Source organism: Nocardiopsis ansamitocini, from assembly GCF_030268225.1.
Classification (GTDB): Bacteria; Actinomycetota; Actinomycetes; order Streptosporangiales; family Streptosporangiaceae; genus Nocardiopsis_D; species Nocardiopsis_D ansamitocini.
Genome location: NZ_BSQG01000005.1, coordinates 423283 through 438062 on the forward strand (window position 1 = coordinate 423283; position 14780 = coordinate 438062).

Genomic DNA, 14780 nt, shown 5'->3' on the forward strand with positions numbered 1-14780 from the left:
CAGTTGTCTCTCCTTGGTTGTTGCCGGTTGTGGGCCCGAGCCCGATCGGTGGTGCCGATGTTCGCCGGGTTCACAGCAGGTCGGGGCGGCGCCATTCGTTGCCGTGCACGTGGTGGTCGAGGAAGGCGAAGACGGTCTCGTACCAGACCTTGGCGTTGCCCGGGCCGAGGATCCAGTGGTTCTCGTTTGGGTAGTAGAGGAATTTGGCGTCGACCCGGTGGCTGAGCAGGTCCCACCACAGCCGCAGCCCTTCGCCGATGGGCACCCGGTAGTCCTTGTCGCCGTGGATGACCAGCATCGGCGTGCGGATGTCCGCGACGTGCAGATGGGGTGAGTTGCGCAGGTAGCGCTCCGGCTGGGTGCGGGGCTCGCCGAACTCGCGCATCCACACCGCCGGGGAGTCGGTGGTGGCGTGGAAGCCGTCCAGCGACCACAGGGAGGCGTGGGAGACGATCGCCTTGAAACGGTCGGTGTGTCCGGCGATCCAGTTCGCCATGAAGCCGCCGAAGGAGCCGCCCATCATCGCGGTGCGCTCGGCGTCGATGTCGGGGCGGGCCACGGCGGCGTCGGTGACGGCCATGACGTCGGCGAAGGTACGCGGCCCCCAGTCGCCCCAGCCGCGGCGCAGCATCTGCTGGCCGTACCCCGTGGACAGTGCCGGGTCGGGCAGCAGCACCGCGTAGCCCCGGGCCGCCATCAGCCAGGGGTTCCAGCGCCAGGACCAGCCGTTGAAGCTCATGTAGGGGCCGCCGTGCACCCACAGCAGCAGCGGGGCCGGTGCGGAGTCGGAGGCTCCGTCGGGCAGTACCAGCCAGGACCTGATGACGGTGCCGTCGTCGGCGGTGGCCTCGACCTCGGTGAGGGTGCCCGGCGGGTCCAGTGCGGGGGTGGGCGAGGGGAGGCGTGCGGGGTCCTGGCCGGTGGCGCGGGTGTCGAGGCGCACGGGGGTGGGCGGCTCGTCCCAGGAGTCGCGCAGGGCGTAGAGGGACGCGCCGTCGGGGGCGGGGTTGAGCGCGCTGTAGGCGCCCTCCGCGGTGAGGCGGACCGGTGCCGCGTCGTCGAGGCCGACCCGCCAGGCGGGGCGGCGGCCGTGGTCGTCGGCGACGAAGTAGACGGCCGAGGAGTCGGGTGCCCAGGCGGTCTCGCGCGGCCACAGTTCGTGTTCGGGCAGCAGGTCGCGGCCCCGGCCGGTTGCGAGGTCGATCAGCCAGAGGGTGCTGTTGCGGGGTTCGCCGTCGTAGGTGCCCTCGTGGGAGGCCACGGTCAGGACCCAGCGCCCGTCCGGGGAGATCCGCGGGGACCCGTAGGAGTCGTGCCGGGGGTCGTCGGCGAGGGTTCTGCGGTCGCCGGTGGCGATGTCGATCGCGACCAGTTCCTCATACGGTTCGGCGGTCTCGGTGGAGGTCAGCCAGACGACCACCGCGGTGCGGCCGTCCGGGGAGATCGCCGGGTCGGCATTGTGCAGTGCTCCCCCGGGAGCGGGGGTGAGGTCGCGCGTGGCCCCCAGGCCGGAGTCGGGGCCTTCGGGGGGCGCCGCCGCGAACAACCGGGGCTGGGCGGGGCCGAGGTCGTGGTCCCAGGAGCGGACCGGGTGGGCCTCGTGCAGGATCGCGGTCACGCCGGCGTCCTTACGGGCCTTGCGCGCCGCCGTGTCCTCGTCCGCGTCGGTGGCCCCGGGCAGGGTCTGGGCGGTGTAGAGGACCGTCCCGGCGTCGCGCGCGACCGTGACCGCGCCGATTCCTCCCGGCCGGGCGGCCACGGGCATGGCCTCTCCCCCGCCCGCGGGCAGCAGCCACAGGGCTGCGGTGGGGTCGGTGCCGGGTGCGGCGTCGGGGTCGGGGCGCCTGGTCGAGAACAGCAGCGAGCCGTCCGGCAGGAAGGCGGGCGCGCTCTCGCCCGCGGCGGAGCGGGTGATCCTGCGGGGCGCGGTGCGGCCCTCGGGGTCGATCTCCCAGAGCGAGGTGCCAAACGATGTGCCGTCCGGGGCGAGTTCGCCGACCGGGGCGACCAGCCGTCGGCCGTCCGGGGACAGGCACAGTCCGTTGACTCGGCGCAACGCCATGTATCCGTCTAGCTCACACCACGGGTGACTCACAGAACCCTCCGCATCGTCGACATCGGATCTCCTCGGACCCTATCCACGGGGGGATACCCGGCGTGAGGAGGGGAGGGGCCGCCTTGGACGGCGCCCGCCGCGACGCGGACGGCGGGCGCGCGGGGTCAGCGGATCTTGCAGCAGTCGGGCGGGCATTCGTGGCACTTGCGCACGATCCTGCTCAGACCGGCGGGCGGGCGTTCCTCGGAGCGCTCGGCGACCAGGTCGCGCACCATCGCCACGAAGGCCGGGTGGGTGCCCGGGCACAGTGCGCGCTCCAGGCGCATTCCGAGCTTGCCGGCGGTCTCCAGCGCCTCGACGTCGAGGTCGTACTTGACCTCCATGTGGTCGGAGACGAAGCCGTGCGGCACGACGACGACCGCTTCCACCCCTTCGTCCTTGAGTTCGGCGAGGCGGTCGTTGATGTCGGGCTCCAGCCACGGCTGGCTGGGCGGACCGCTGCGGCTCTGGTAGACGAGCTCGTACCGGTGCCCGCCGCCCACGCGTTCGGTGATCAGGCGGGCGGCCTCGGCCAGCTGGGCCTCGTAGGCGCCGGTGGGCCCGTAGTCCTGGCGCGGGTCGCCCGACGCCTGGGCCATGGTCTCGGGGATCGAGTGCGCGGAGTACAGCAGCCGGGCGCCGGGGCGCAGCTCGGCGGGCAGCCGCTCCAGTGCCTTGACGGTGTTGTCCGCGAAGGACTCGATGAAGCCGGGGTGGTCGTAGTAGGGGCGGATGAGGTCGATGTGCGGGGCGTCCTCGACGGCGGCCCGGGCCCGGTCGATGTCCTCGATGTACTGGCGGTGGCTGGAGTAGCAGCTGTGGGCCGACGTGGCCAGTGCGACGACGCGGCGGACGCCGTCGCGGGCCATCTGCGCGACGGTTTCCTCCAGGTAGGGGTCCCAGTTGCGGTTGCCCCAGTAGACGGGGAGTTCGACGCCGTTGGCGTCGAAGTCGGCACGGATCGCCTCGATCAGGTCGCGGCACTGCTGGTTGATGGGGCTGACCCCGCCGAAGAGGAAATAGTGCTCGCCCACCTGGGCCAGCCGCTCGCGCGGGATGTTGCGGCCTCGGGTGACGTTTTCGAGGAACGGGATGACATCGTCGGTCTTCTCCGGGCCGCCGAAGGAGAGGAGCAAAAACGCGTCGTAGGAGCTCATAGGTCCCATGAAACCAGCTGTTCGGGCGTGTCCCGCCCGACCCCCGGGCAAGCGCGGGTAACCGTCCCGGAACAAAAGTTACCGAGCGGTTACCCTCTCCCGTTCGGCTGGGTAGCCTCCCCCCATGAGCAATGTGACTTGGCTCACGTGGGCCGATACACACCGAGCGCGTCCGCGCCGGATGGCAACCCCCAACAGCACCGCCGAGATCGTCGCGGCGGTGCGCTCAGCCGGCGACGACGGCCTGCGGGTACGGATGGTCGGCTCGGGCCATTCCTTCACCGCCGTCGCCGTGACCGACGGCCTGATGCTCTCCCCCACCGCGCTGTCGCGCGTCCGCTCGATCGACCCCGCGGCGGGCACCGCGACGGTGGAGGCGGGCGCCCAGCTGTGCGACTTCAACACCGCCCTGGCCGAGCACGGGGTCGCCCTGACCAACATGGGCGACATCGCGGTGCAGACCGTGGCCGGGGCCACCCAGACCGGGACGCACGGCACCGGACGTTCCTCGGCCGGTCTCGCCGCGCAGGTCCGCGGCCTGGAGATCGTGCTGGCCGACGGGTCGGTGGTGACCTGCTCGGCCGACGTCGAACCGGAGCTGTTCGCGGCGGCGCGCCTGGGACTGGGCGCATTCGGCGTGGTGAGCGCGGTGACCATGGCGATCGAACCGGCCTTCCTGCTGCACGCGCGGGAAGAACCCATGCCGTTGGCGGAGGTGCTGGAACGGTTGCCGGAACTGCGCGCCGACAACGAGCACTTCGAGTTCTACTGGTTCCCCCACACCGGGTCCACCAACACCAAGCGCAACAACCGGGTCGGGGGGCCGGCCCGGCCGCTGACGGCGTTCAAGGCGTGGCTGGACGACGAATTCCTGTCCAACACAGTGTTCGAGGCAGCGAACAGGGCGGCCCGCAGGATGCCGTCGGTCGTTCCGGCCCTCAACCAGGTGTCGGCCCGCGCGCTCTCGGCGCGCACCTATAGCGACCGCTCCCACAAGGTCTTCGCCAGCCCGCGGCGGGTGAAGTTCCTGGAGATGGAGTACGCGGTCCCCGCCGAGCACCTCGCCGACGTGCTGCGCGCGGTCAAGGAGGTCCTGGACCGGGGCAGGCACCGGATCAGTTTCCCGTTGGAGATCCGCTTCGCCCCGGCCGACGAGGTGTGGCTGTCCACGGCCTACGGCCGCGAGACCGCCTACGTGGCCGCGCACGTCTACAAGGGAACGCCGCACGAGGCGTACTTCGCGGACCTGGAGGCCATCTTCACGAGTGTGGGCGGACGGCCGCACTGGGCCAAGATGCACACCCGCGACCGCTCCTACCTGGAGACGGTGTACCCCCGGCTCGACAGCGCACTGGCCGTTCGCGAACGGGTCGATCCCCGGCGCCGGTTCGCCAACCCCTACCTGGACACCGTCCTGGGCCCCTGAGTCCTGGGCGGCCGAGGATCAGGGCGGCGTCCCCTGCTCGCCCTGCCCGCCGGGGGCGGGTGCGGGGGCGCCGGGCTCCTGGTCGCCACCGTCCTGCCCGCCCTCGGAACCGGGCTCGGGCTGTGCGGTCGGCTCGCCTGGCTCGTCCGGGGCGGGCCCGGTCGGGTCGACGGGCCCGGTGGTGCTGTCGTCGGTGGTCCCGTCCTGCGGATCGGTCGACGGCTCGGGGGCCACCGGCTCCGGTGAGGACTCCACCGCGTCGGGCCGGGGGCCGGACTCCTGCTCACCGGGGTCGGCCGGTTCCGTCGCCGGCGCGCCGCCCAACAGCGAGGGTGCCGATGCGCCGTCCCGGCCGCGCACGGTGTCTCCCAGTGAGCGCCCCGAGACCAGCTCGAACGTGAAGATGACGGCCATGACCACGAGGAAAACCGCGACGGCGGCCAGGATCATCGAGCGCGGGCTCTTCCACTTCGCTGCGGGGAGGGGGCCGGGACCGTCCTGGGGGTCGTCGGCGTCGGGCTCGGGGATCGCCCGTGTGGTGTCGGTGGCACCAGTGACGTCTGTGCCCAGAACGGGAAGCGCCCGGGTCCGCGTGTGGTCGTCGAGGTCGGTGGCACCGGTCTCGGTGGTCGCCGCCAGCAGGGTGTCGGCGTCGGTGACGGTCCCCGGTCCACTGACACGCAGTTCGCCGGTGGCGGTCATGGGGGCGTTGGGCCCCCCGGGCACCAGGTGGGCCCGTTCGGCCAGGACACGGGCCTGGTCCCCGCTGCGCTTGAGGTAGTGCTGGGCGACGGCCGTTCCAACCGTGCTGATGACGCTCATGACCGCGGCACCGATGATCGTGCCGTAGACCCCCAGGTAGGAGGCCGCCGTTGCCGCAGTCAACGTGGCGAGCCCACCGCCGGCGATCTGGGACATGCTCAGATCGATCCGTTTCTTCTTCTCTTGCGCGTCCTCGCTCATCTTCCCCCTCTCCTGGTGGTGGACCGTGGTGGCGCGGTGGACACCGCTCATGACTCACTACGGACACTTCACTAGTCATGCGTCCACAAGTGGACAACTTTCACCAAGGCCAACAATGTTCCTATAACTAGAAGAAATTGGATGGATCACCCTTGGATAGCGAGCGGCGTGTCGATTCGCCAAAAGTCGGTTTTATGTGCTTCACACGGAAGACGCGCCGATTGGAGGGGCTTGACCTTCCCCGCATCACCTGTGCGGATAGCATCACCGGCACGGCGTCAAGCGCGGATCGCGGCGGAGTCGAATCCGTGACCTCGGGGCCGCCCCATCGGCGTGTCAAGATGGCACGATAGGAACGCGACGCCTGAGAGCTCCCGGCATGTCCGGGCTCGGGCGCACCATTTCATCCGAACCAGCCTCGCGGGTTCGGACATGCCGGGCGCGGTACTGGCCGAAAGGGCTGAGGCCGACAAGACTGAAGACGTGGGGGATGTAGGGCATACCGACATACCCTCGACGGGACGCGAAAGGGAGGGCGATGCAGGAGCTTCGCCTGGTCGCCGTCAGCGAGGACGGAACCTACCTGGTGCTGGCGAGCGCCGGCCGCGGAACCCGGTTCATGCTGCCCGTCGACGATCGTCTGCGCGCCGCTGTGCGCGGCCAGTTCTCTCGGCTCGGCCAGTACGAGATCGAAGTGGAGAATCCGTTGCGCCCAAAGGAAATCCAGGCCCGGATCCGCTCGGGCGAGACCGCGGAGTCCATCGCCCAGGCCGCCGGGATCCCCATCGAGCGTGTGCGCTGGTTCGAGGGCCCGGTCCTTCAAGAACGCGAGTACATCGCCCAGCAGGCCCAACGGGTCAGCGTACGCCGCCAGGGCGACTCCTCACCGGGGCCGACCCTGGGAGAGGTGGTGGCCGAGCGGATCGGCCAGCACCAGCTCGAAACCGGCGACGCACTGTGGGACTCCTGGAAGCGCGAGGACAACACCTGGCAGGTCAAGCTGACCTTCTCGCTCTCCGGCATGGAACACGTCGCGCACTGGGTCTTCGACCCCAGACGGCGCTCGGTCACGCCCTACGACGAGGAGGCCGTGCGCTTCCTGAGCGGCGCTCCCCCCGAAGAACCGCTGGACCTCGGCCCCGGCAGCGCCAACGTCACCCCGTTCGTGCCCCGGCGGCCCAGCGTGCGTGACATCGCCCCGGCCATGGAGCAGGTGGCGCCGCCCCCCGAACCAGAGCCCGAGCCGACGCAGGCCCCGGCGCCCGCGCCACGCCCGCTCGGCGCGCAGGGACCCCGGGTCCCGATCACTCCTGATCGGGTGCGCGCCATGGAGCCCGACTCCGGTTTCGGTTCGCCCGGACGTCCGGCGGCCGAACCCCGGTACCGCCCGGAACCCGCCAGGCCCGTGCAGCCCGAGCCCCGGCCCGAGGCTCCCGCGGCGCAACAGCCCGTCTCCGAGCGGCCACCGGCCGCCCAACCGGCGGCGGCACAGCGTCCCGCCGCGGCCCAACCACCCGCCCGCCCCGAACCGCCACTGCCCACCTCCACCTCCGGTGGGGCCCAGCCGCCTCGGCGCAAGGGACGTGGACGGCGCGCCTCGGTCCCCTCCTGGGACGAGATCATGTTCGGCTCCAAGAAGTCGGAGTAGCGCACGCCGCAACGACGAAGGGGGCCACCGATGAAGATCGGTGGCCCCCTTCGTCGTTGCGGTACTACGGTCGGCCCTGATCCGGCTCGGGCTCGGCGACCAGGAACGGTCCGATCATGGCCGGGGTGACGTCCGCGGCGAAAGCCACCGACTCGTGGAAGTCGGCGTCGACGGCGTCGTAGCTGCCGCTGCCGGCCCCAACCGCGACCTCCATGGTGGCCAGGCCCGAGCGTCGTTGGAACAGCGTCTGCGACCACGACCAGCCGATGATCGCGCCCTGCTCCACGACGGCCTGGCCGCGCTGCAACGACCCCGAGCGCACGCTGACCCGGCCGCCGTCGTAGCCGTGCCCCAGCGAGCGGTAACGGTCCAGCCCCAGTGGGACGCCCAACAGGGCGAGGACCGCCAGGCCGCCCGCCACCCAGTACCAGCCCAGCGCCCCGGCCCCGGCGGCGAGCAGGGCGAAGGGCACGATCGCCCGCACCAGGCGGCGGGTGCGGGCCGCCGGCGGGTGCGCGATGAGCGACGCGGTGAAGGGCGCCAGCGCCCGGGCGACGACGGCGTCGACGGTGACGCGCTTGCCGATGGGCAACAGGGTGGCGCGGGTGGAGCTGTCGGCGAGCCCGGTCACGATCGCCGACAGCTTGACCAGGGAACGCGTCCGCTCCAAGGGGGTGTCGGCGAGCTCGTGCCCGCGGATACGGCGGTGCTCCAGGGTGACGCTGCGCCGGGTGAACAGCCCGCGCTCGGTCACCAACGACTCACCGCTGCGGCGCAGCGTGAAGTTCCAGTGGTTCACCGCGTAGGTGATGACCGCGAACAGCGGCATGGCCACGGCCAGGAACAGAACCAGCCCTACTGCCAACAGGACGAGGACCAGCAGTCCGTCGCGCGCGGCGTCCACCGCGGCGATCGCACCGTCGGCCAGGTAGTCGCTGAGGGTGTCGCCGCCGAACACCTGGGAGGCGAAACCGAACAGCGCGGCGAGGGCCGCGAATGGGGTGAGCAGGTAGCCCAGGCTCAGTACCGCGTAGAAGTACCAGCGCGTGGGCATCTGGAAGTAGACGACGTCCGCCGGTGCCGCTGCGCCTGGAGCGTGCTGCTCGTGCCCGCCTTCCTCGGTCTGCGGGTCCTGGGAATCGACCTGAACGGCAGCGGCGTCCGGCTCCGGCGCGCCGGTCAGCAGCGCACGGCGGTGCAGGAGTTCGGTACGCAGCCGCTCGGCCTCGGCACGGGTGACCGCGTCGAGCTTGCCTTCCTCCGCACCGCTGCCACCGGCCGCGGCCTCGATCTTGACCACGGCGAGCCCGAAGACGCGGTGCAGAAGGGTGGAGGTGATGTCCACCCCGCGGATGCGCTCCAGCGGAATGGTGCGGCGGGACCGGGCGATGAGGCCGCTGCGGATCTCCAGACGCTCGGCTCCCACGCGGTAGCGGAAGGTCTTGTAGGTGTAGACGCCCGAAATGAGGATGCCGACCAGTGCGATGCCCGAACCGCCCAGTACCCAGGGGTTGAACTGCCCCGCGAACAGGGCGACGGCGATGGGGATGATGAAGGACCGCAGTTGGTTGAGCGAGGCGGTGACCATCGTCTTCGGGCTGAGCCGACGGTCCTCCTCCGGTTCGGCCGCGGCCGCGGCGGGTGCACCGTCGTCACCGGTGCCCCCGACCGCCTCGGAGAGGGGGTCGGGGGCCGGGGCCGGCCCCGTGACCGGAACCCCGGCAGCGGGATCGGCGGTGTCGGGCGCCCTCCCCGGTTCGGCCGGAGGGCCCGGGGGCCGCTCGGGCTGCCGGTCCGGTTCGGGCTGCTCGTGGGGATCGCTCACGTGGCATCGTCTCTCAGGTCGCCGGCGCGCGCCGCGAGTTCCTCGGAGATCCGCTGCGCCTCGGGCTCCTCCAGCCCTTCGATGGTGGAGGAACCGGCGTGTGAGGCGGTCTGCACCTCAAGGGTGGCCAGCCGGAACATCCGCTCCAGCCACCCCTGGGTGTGATCCACCGTCTGGATGCGGCCCACGGGGACCAGCTGCCAGGAGCGGCTGAGCCAGCCGACCCTGGTATACACGACGTCGGCGGTGACCTCCCAACGGTGCACCCGGTAGCGCCAGCGGGGCGCGATGATCGTCTTGGCCACGCCGTAGCAGGCGTAGAGGGCCGGGAGGGCCCAGACGTGGTCGACGACCGGGGCGGGGACCCACGACCACGCGAAGAAACCGACCGCCCAGGACGCACCCCCGATCAGGGCGAGCATGAAAAGGACACCGATGGCGCTGCGGACCGTCCACATCCAGACGGCTCGTCGCGAAACACGGTTCTGCGGGGGGCGAAGGCTGGCGGCGGTGGTCACCCGGCCAAGTCTAGGGGTTTGTGGCTTGGATCCCATGACGTCCGGATCGACCGGCGAGCGGAAAAGCACCGATTCGACGGGAACTCACCCGACGGGCGCGGTGTTGCACCAGTGGCGGCCCCTGCCGCCCCTCAGCCGCTCGGGGGATACCTGTCAGCTTCTTGTCAGTGGCATCGACAAGACTGACCGGCGTGAACACGACTTACACGGAGGACCGATGACCAACGCCATCCGCGCCGAGGGCCTCGTCAAGCGCTTCAAGGGCAAGGCCGCCCTGGCCGGAGTGGACCTGGTCGCCCGCGCCGGGGCCGTACTCGGCGTGCTCGGTCCCAACGGATCGGGCAAGACCACCACGGTGCGCATCCTGTCCACTCTGCTGCGTCCCGACGAGGGACACGCGCTGGTGGGCGGCTTCGACGTGGTGCGCCAGCCCCATCAGGTGCGCCGCCTGATCGGCCTGACCGGCCAGTACGCGGCGGTGGACCAGGAGCTGACCGGTGTGCAGAACCTGATGCTGATCGCGCGCCTGCTCGGCTACTCCCGCCCGGACGCCCGGCTGCGCACCGCCGAACTGCTGGAACGCTTCGCGCTCACCGATGCCGGCGACCGCACCGCGAAGACCTACTCCGGGGGCATGCGCCGGCGCCTCGACCTCGCGGCGAGCCTGGTGGGCCGGCCCAGCGTTCTCTACCTGGACGAACCCACCACCGGACTCGACCCGCACAGCCGCAACGAACTGTGGGACGTGGTGCGCGGGCTGGTGGACGAAGGCGTGACCGTCCTGCTGACCACCCAGTACCTGGAGGAGGCCGACCAACTGGCCGACGACATCATGGTGCTCGACCATGGCAAGGTCATCGCCACGGGCACCCCCGAGGAGCTCAAGGGCCGTGCCGGCCACCAGGTCCTGCAACTACAGACGGTGCGCCCGGAACAGGCACAGACGGCGGCGGCCATCGTGGCAGAGGTGACCGGGGCCGAGGCCCGCCTCACCGAACACGGCGTGGGCGCCTCGGTCACCGACCCCGGCACGATGCCCGAGGTCGTGCGGCGCCTGGACGCCGCACAGATCGGGGTGGCCGAGCTCTCCCTGCGCAAACCCAGCCTGGACGAGGTGTTCCTGGCCATCACCGGCCGGACGGCCGCGCCGGAGCGCGCCGACGCCCCCATCGATTCCCCCGAGAGGACCGCCGTATGAGCGCCGTGACCGACAACCCCTCGGTGCGGGGCTCCGCACCGACGGCGCCGGAACCAGCGGCCCGCATCTCCCCCGCCACCGCGGTGCAACACGGCCTGCTGCTGACCTGGCGCAGCCTGCTGCGAATCAAGAGCAACCCCGAAGAGGTCCTGGGCCTGACCTTCATGCCCATCATGTTCGTGGCGCTGTTCGTGTTCGTGTTCGGGCAGGCCATGATGGGCGACTGGCAGACCTACCGGGACTTCATCATCCCCGGTATCACCGCGCAGTCGGTGGTGTTCGCCACCATCGGCACCGGTGTCGCGCTCAACACCGACATCGAGAAGGGCATCTTCGACCGGTTCCGCTCCCTCCCGGTGGCCCGCTCGGCCCCGTTGATCGGGGCGATCCTCGGCGACCTCGTGCGCTACCTCCTGACCGTGGTGATGGTCCTCGTGGTGGCCTTGGTCATCGGGTTCCGCCCCAGCGGCGGGGCGGCCGGGGTCCTGGGGGCAGTCGCGGTGCTGATGGTCTTCGCGTTCTCGCTGTGCTGGTTGTCGGCGTTCATGGGGCTGCTGCTGCGCACCCCGATGGCGGTCAACATCTTCGGTTCGATCTGGATGTTCCCGCTGACCTTCGCGAGTTCCACGTTCGTGCCCACGGAGAACATGCCGGGCTGGTTGCAGGTGTTCGCCGACGCCAACCCGGTCACCCACGTCACCAACGCGATGCGGTCGCTGATGCTGGGACCGGACGACCCCTCGGTGACCGTGCCGCTGGCCGAGTCCCTGCTGTGGAGCGGGGTGTGGACGGTGCTGCTGACGGCCGTGTTCTTCCCGCTGGCCACCCGCGCCTACCGCCGCCGCTCCTGACCCCGCCCTGCTGCCCCGGACGGTTCACCTGTCCGGGGCGGCGTTCCACCCCGCGATCCACGTGCCGATCCCGGCCACCGTCGCGGCGGTGTCAAACGCGTGTCCTTCGCCGTAGTCGCGAGTGAACCTCTCCTCCCCCAGCTCCGACAGCAGCCGGACCCGCATGGCCACCGCGTCGGGGGTGACCGTGTCGGTGATGCCGCGGACCCGGTCGGTGACCCCCAGCAGGCCGGCCGCGCGCCCCTGCTCACCGGTGTCGGCGGCCAGCCGGCGGCATCCCGTCGAGCCCGCGGCCCACCCGCACGACGCGGCCCACTGTGCCCTCGGTGATCGCGAAACCGGGTTGGACGGCTCGCGCCCGTTCGACGAACAGCCGGACCGAGGCGTGTCCCGTGGCCCGTTCGGCATCGCCCCCCTCGGGGGAAGGTCCAACGACGCCACCTGGAGTAGACGCTCCCCCGCCACGCCCAGCTGCTCACGGCTGATGGCGAGGGCGCGGGCGTTGGGGCAGGCGGCGAGGAACCGCGCGGCGACCACGGTCCACGAGGTCCTGGAACGCCCACGGATCGACGTCGGCGGGTTCGACGGCCAGTCGGTAGCCGGCCGGCTCAGCGCTGGACGCTGCCCCCTCGCCGAGGATCCGGCGCAGCTTGGACACCAGGGCCTGCAACATGTTGTCGGCCCTGGCCGGGGGTACACCGTCCCAGATCTCGTCGATGAGTCGTTGGGCACCCACGGTGTGGCCGGGTTCCGCGAGCAGGAGTCCGAGCAGGGTGCGCGGTCAGGCTCCGCCGCCCCGCACGGACCTCCCCCGATCGTCGCGAACACTCAAAGGACCCAGGATCGAGAACTTCACCCCACTATGGTGGCCGATCCCAGCTCCTTGCCGTCATCAAGGCGTCGTGACCTGCCGGACACACGCGTTCTCTGGGGCGAGCGACCCGCCGACGGCAGTATGGTTCGTTGGAGCCCGCCGGGGATGCGCCGCTGCCGTGGTCCCGCCGGGGACCGCCGCGCGCCGGCCCGGCCGAAGCGCCCTTGTTCATCCCGTTCTCGCAGGAGTCCCATGTTCGCCTTCGCACGACATCTCCCGGTCGGAGAGCGCGTCCGCCGACTCACCGCCACCGGCGGTGCCGCGGTCACGCTGGCCGCCCTCACCACTGGGTGCGGGGTGCTGATCGAGACGAACAACGGTGAAACCACGGACGACATCACCGTCACCAGTCCGATGCTCCAGGAAGGCGAAGCCGTCCCCGAGCGTTACACCTGTGCGGGCGACGGGGCCTCGCCGCCGTTGAGCTGGTCGGGTCTGCCCACCAGCACCGAGTCTCTGGCGTTGATCGTGGACGATCCCGAGGCCGTCGGCGGGGCGACCGTGCACTGGGTGGTCTACGGGATCGACCCGAGCGAAACACAAATTCCCGAGGGCGGGCTGCCCCTGCCCTCGCAGCAGGGACAGAACAGTTTCGAAGAGGCGGCCTACGCGCCGCTGTGTCCTCAGGAAGGACGGGAGCACGAGTTCCGTTTCACCGTTTATGCGCTGTCCAAGAAACTGGAGTTGTCCGACGGGGCTCCGTTGGACGAGGCCCTTGGAGCCATTGCTGCGCATACGCTGGCCAGGGGGCGTCTGATGTCCGTGAGCGATTCGTGACATGGCCCACGCCATCGACACCCCGTCCCCCGTGTTGCAGGGAGAAGCTGACGTCGCCCTCTGCACGGACAGCACATCTATGCATAAAGTGGGGCCGTGCCCCCCGTTGATTCTTTGATGACCGAATTCGTTCCGTGCGCGTTCTGGCGCCGGCGTGTTCGTACGCGCGACCGCGTACGCGCCGACGACGGCCATCCCTTTTCGGGATGGCCCGAACCGCCAATCGTGTACGGACGCCATCACGGCGGGAACGGTCCGACACCGGCCGGTCGCATCACCATTGCCGGTGCCAACTCTGTCCTCTATCAGGCCGCGGGGCCCAGGGTGGTGCGTACACCATGATTACTGCGTTTGTCATCGTCATCGTCATCGTCGTACTCCTGCTGATCGTCTTGGGGCTGCGTGCCCTGGGGGCCGGCAACAACCAGGACGACTACGACGACGAGTACGACGCCGCCGAAGACGAGGGCGTGGAGGACGACGAGGAGGAACGCCGGCCGCGGCGTTCCCGCCGCCCCGCTGCCGCGGACGATGTCGATGAGGACGACGACATCGAGGCGGACGAGGAGCCCGCACCGCGCTCGCGCGGTGGCCGGCGCTCCCGCGCCGAGGCCGAGCCCCGCAGTTCCCGCAAGCAGCGCTCCCGCCGCAGCCGTGACGCCGTGGCCGAGGAGTGGGGCGACGGGGACGACGGGCTCTCCGACAACGATTTCTGGTCGAGCCTGGCCGATGATGCGCCGGTCGACGACGACGAGGACCGCGATGCGGCACGGCCGCGCCGCGACACCCGCGACGAGTCCACCCAGGCCATGACGGTGGTACCCGACCCCGAGGACTACCCGGCGGAGGACACCCGCGGCTCTCGGCGGGGTCGCGCTGCGGCCGCGGAGCCGGCGCCCGCCGTCGGTGCGGATCCGCTGGCGATGCTGGCAAGTCTCGGCCAGGGCACTGAGAGCGGCGATCCCGCCGCTTCGGATCCGCCCACCCCGGTGGCCGGCGAGGCACTGCACGACCCGCTGGGCCAGCAGGCCCGACGCGAGCTTCCCGCGCCTCCTGCCCCCAAGCCGGAGCAGGCATCGGGCACCGGCCCCTCGGACCGCACCCAGGCGTGGAGCCCCCGTGACGACGACCCGCTGGGCGGGCCACTCTCGTCGTCGTCGGGAAGCACCGGTTCGCACAACCGCTCCTCCTACGACACCGGATCCTTCTCCTCGGGTCCGTCGTCCTACGACACCGGCTCGCACAGCCGGGGCGGCTACGAGGCACCGCAGTCAACCGGATCGTCCTACGACACCGGCTCGCACTCGCGACCCTCCTACGACACCGGTTCGCACAACCGCTCCTCCTACGACACCGGATCCTTCTCCTCGGGTCCGTCGTCCTACGACACCGGCTCGCACAGCCGGGGCGGCTACGAGGCACCGCAGTCAACCGGATCGTCCTACGAC

At 70.9% G+C, this 14780-nt stretch carries 12 protein-coding genes and 1 pseudogene; 6 read left to right on the plus strand and 7 right to left on the minus strand.

What is annotated here, in order from left to right; genetic code table 11:
- Positions 1–70: 70 nt before the first annotated feature.
- Together QSJ59_RS16715 and QSJ59_RS16720 are read right to left on the minus strand one after the other, a co-directional pair.
- Positions 71–2095 carry a S9 family peptidase gene (locus QSJ59_RS16715; RefSeq protein ID WP_285760500.1) on the minus strand — a complete coding sequence of 675 codons (2025 nt, stop codon included), beginning with the start codon at positions 2093–2095 and terminating at the stop codon, positions 71–73.
- A 125-nt stretch (positions 2096–2220) separates the two neighbouring features.
- Positions 2221–3252 carry a ferrochelatase gene (locus QSJ59_RS16720; protein ID WP_285760501.1) on the minus strand — a complete coding sequence of 344 codons (1032 nt, stop codon included), beginning with the start codon at positions 3250–3252 and terminating at the stop codon, positions 2221–2223.
- 124 nt (positions 3253–3376) lie between these two features.
- Here QSJ59_RS16720 and QSJ59_RS16725 point away from each other — a divergent pair, with 124 nt between their 5' ends.
- Positions 3377–4678 (plus strand): D-arabinono-1,4-lactone oxidase, encoded by a 1302-nt coding sequence (locus tag QSJ59_RS16725; RefSeq protein ID WP_285760502.1) that lies wholly within the window; start codon positions 3377–3379, stop codon positions 4676–4678.
- Between the two features lie 18 nt (positions 4679–4696).
- On the opposite strand, the gene QSJ59_RS16730 is transcribed toward QSJ59_RS16725, so the two are convergent.
- Positions 4697–5692 (minus strand): hypothetical protein, encoded by a 996-nt coding sequence (locus QSJ59_RS16730; RefSeq protein ID WP_285760503.1) that lies wholly within the window; start codon positions 5690–5692, stop codon positions 4697–4699.
- A gap of 487 nt (positions 5693–6179) precedes the next feature.
- Between QSJ59_RS16730 and sepH the strand changes: the two genes are divergently transcribed.
- Positions 6180–7289: a septation protein SepH gene (sepH, locus tag QSJ59_RS16735; protein WP_285760504.1), complete on the plus strand. Its 1110-nt coding sequence runs from the start codon at positions 6180–6182 to the stop codon at positions 7287–7289.
- Between the two features lie 64 nt (positions 7290–7353).
- Here sepH and QSJ59_RS16740 read toward each other — a convergent pair whose 3' ends face one another.
- Together QSJ59_RS16740 and QSJ59_RS16745 are read right to left on the minus strand one after the other, a co-directional pair.
- The gene (locus QSJ59_RS16740) at positions 7354–9114 is read right to left on the minus strand and encodes a PH domain-containing protein (RefSeq protein WP_285760505.1); all 1761 of its coding nucleotides are present in this window, start codon (positions 9112–9114) and stop codon (positions 7354–7356) included.
- On the minus strand, positions 9111–9668 hold the full coding sequence (locus QSJ59_RS16745; protein WP_432707494.1) for a PH domain-containing protein: 558 nt from the start codon (positions 9666–9668) through the stop codon (positions 9111–9113). The genes QSJ59_RS16740 and QSJ59_RS16745 overlap by 4 nt, the downstream gene beginning before the upstream one ends.
- Before the next feature lie 181 nt (positions 9669–9849).
- Here QSJ59_RS16745 and QSJ59_RS16750 point away from each other — a divergent pair, with 181 nt between their 5' ends.
- Together QSJ59_RS16750 and QSJ59_RS16755 are read left to right on the plus strand one after the other, a co-directional pair.
- Positions 9850–10830, plus strand: coding sequence for an ATP-binding cassette domain-containing protein (locus tag QSJ59_RS16750; RefSeq protein WP_285760507.1), 981 nt, complete (start codon positions 9850–9852; stop codon positions 10828–10830).
- A complete protein-coding gene (locus QSJ59_RS16755) occupies positions 10827–11681 on the plus strand; it encodes an ABC transporter permease (RefSeq protein ID WP_285760508.1) in 855 nt (284 codons plus the stop codon). The genes QSJ59_RS16750 and QSJ59_RS16755 overlap by 4 nt, the downstream gene beginning before the upstream one ends.
- Positions 11682–11705: 24 nt before the next feature.
- Here the strand turns inward: QSJ59_RS16755 and QSJ59_RS16760 are convergent, their stop codons facing one another.
- Complete coding sequence (locus QSJ59_RS16760; RefSeq protein ID WP_285760509.1) at positions 11706–12218, minus strand: hypothetical protein; 513 nt, start codon at positions 12216–12218, stop codon at positions 11706–11708.
- A complete protein-coding gene (locus QSJ59_RS16765) occupies positions 12157–12453 on the minus strand; it encodes an AfsR/SARP family transcriptional regulator (RefSeq protein WP_285760598.1) in 297 nt (98 codons plus the stop codon). The genes QSJ59_RS16760 and QSJ59_RS16765 overlap by 62 nt, the downstream gene beginning before the upstream one ends.
- A gap of 294 nt (positions 12454–12747) precedes the next feature.
- On the opposite strand from QSJ59_RS16765, the gene QSJ59_RS16770 reads away from it, so the two are divergent.
- Both QSJ59_RS16770 and QSJ59_RS16775 read left to right on the plus strand, forming a co-directional pair.
- Positions 12748–13332, plus strand: coding sequence for a YbhB/YbcL family Raf kinase inhibitor-like protein (locus tag QSJ59_RS16770; protein ID WP_285760510.1), 585 nt, complete (start codon positions 12748–12750; stop codon positions 13330–13332).
- Positions 13333–13670: 338 nt separating this feature from the next.
- A pseudogene (locus QSJ59_RS16775) lies at positions 13671–14780 on the plus strand (hypothetical protein); the annotation flags it as partial.

What these genes read in the sequence shown, in the direction of transcription:
- QSJ59_RS16720 (WP_285760501.1), bottom strand. Translation starts at nt 3,252, where the DNA reads ATGAGCTCCTACGACGCGTTTTTGCTCCTCTCCTTCGGCGGCCCGGAG.
- QSJ59_RS16725 (WP_285760502.1), top strand. Translation starts at nt 3,377, where the DNA reads ATGAGCAATGTGACTTGGCTCACGTGGGCCGATACACACCGAGCGCGT.
- QSJ59_RS16730 (WP_285760503.1), bottom strand. Translation starts at nt 5,692, where the DNA reads ATGAGCGGTGTCCACCGCGCCACCACGGTCCACCACCAGGAGAGGGGG.
- sepH (WP_285760504.1), top strand. Translation starts at nt 6,180, where the DNA reads ATGCAGGAGCTTCGCCTGGTCGCCGTCAGCGAGGACGGAACCTACCTG.
- QSJ59_RS16745 (WP_432707494.1), bottom strand. Translation starts at nt 9,668, where the DNA reads ATGGGATCCAAGCCACAAACCCCTAGACTTGGCCGGGTGACCACCGCC.
- QSJ59_RS16750 (WP_285760507.1), top strand. Translation starts at nt 9,850, where the DNA reads ATGACCAACGCCATCCGCGCCGAGGGCCTCGTCAAGCGCTTCAAGGGC.
- QSJ59_RS16755 (WP_285760508.1), top strand. Translation starts at nt 10,827, where the DNA reads ATGAGCGCCGTGACCGACAACCCCTCGGTGCGGGGCTCCGCACCGACG.
- QSJ59_RS16770 (WP_285760510.1), top strand. Translation starts at nt 12,748, where the DNA reads ATGTTCGCCTTCGCACGACATCTCCCGGTCGGAGAGCGCGTCCGCCGA.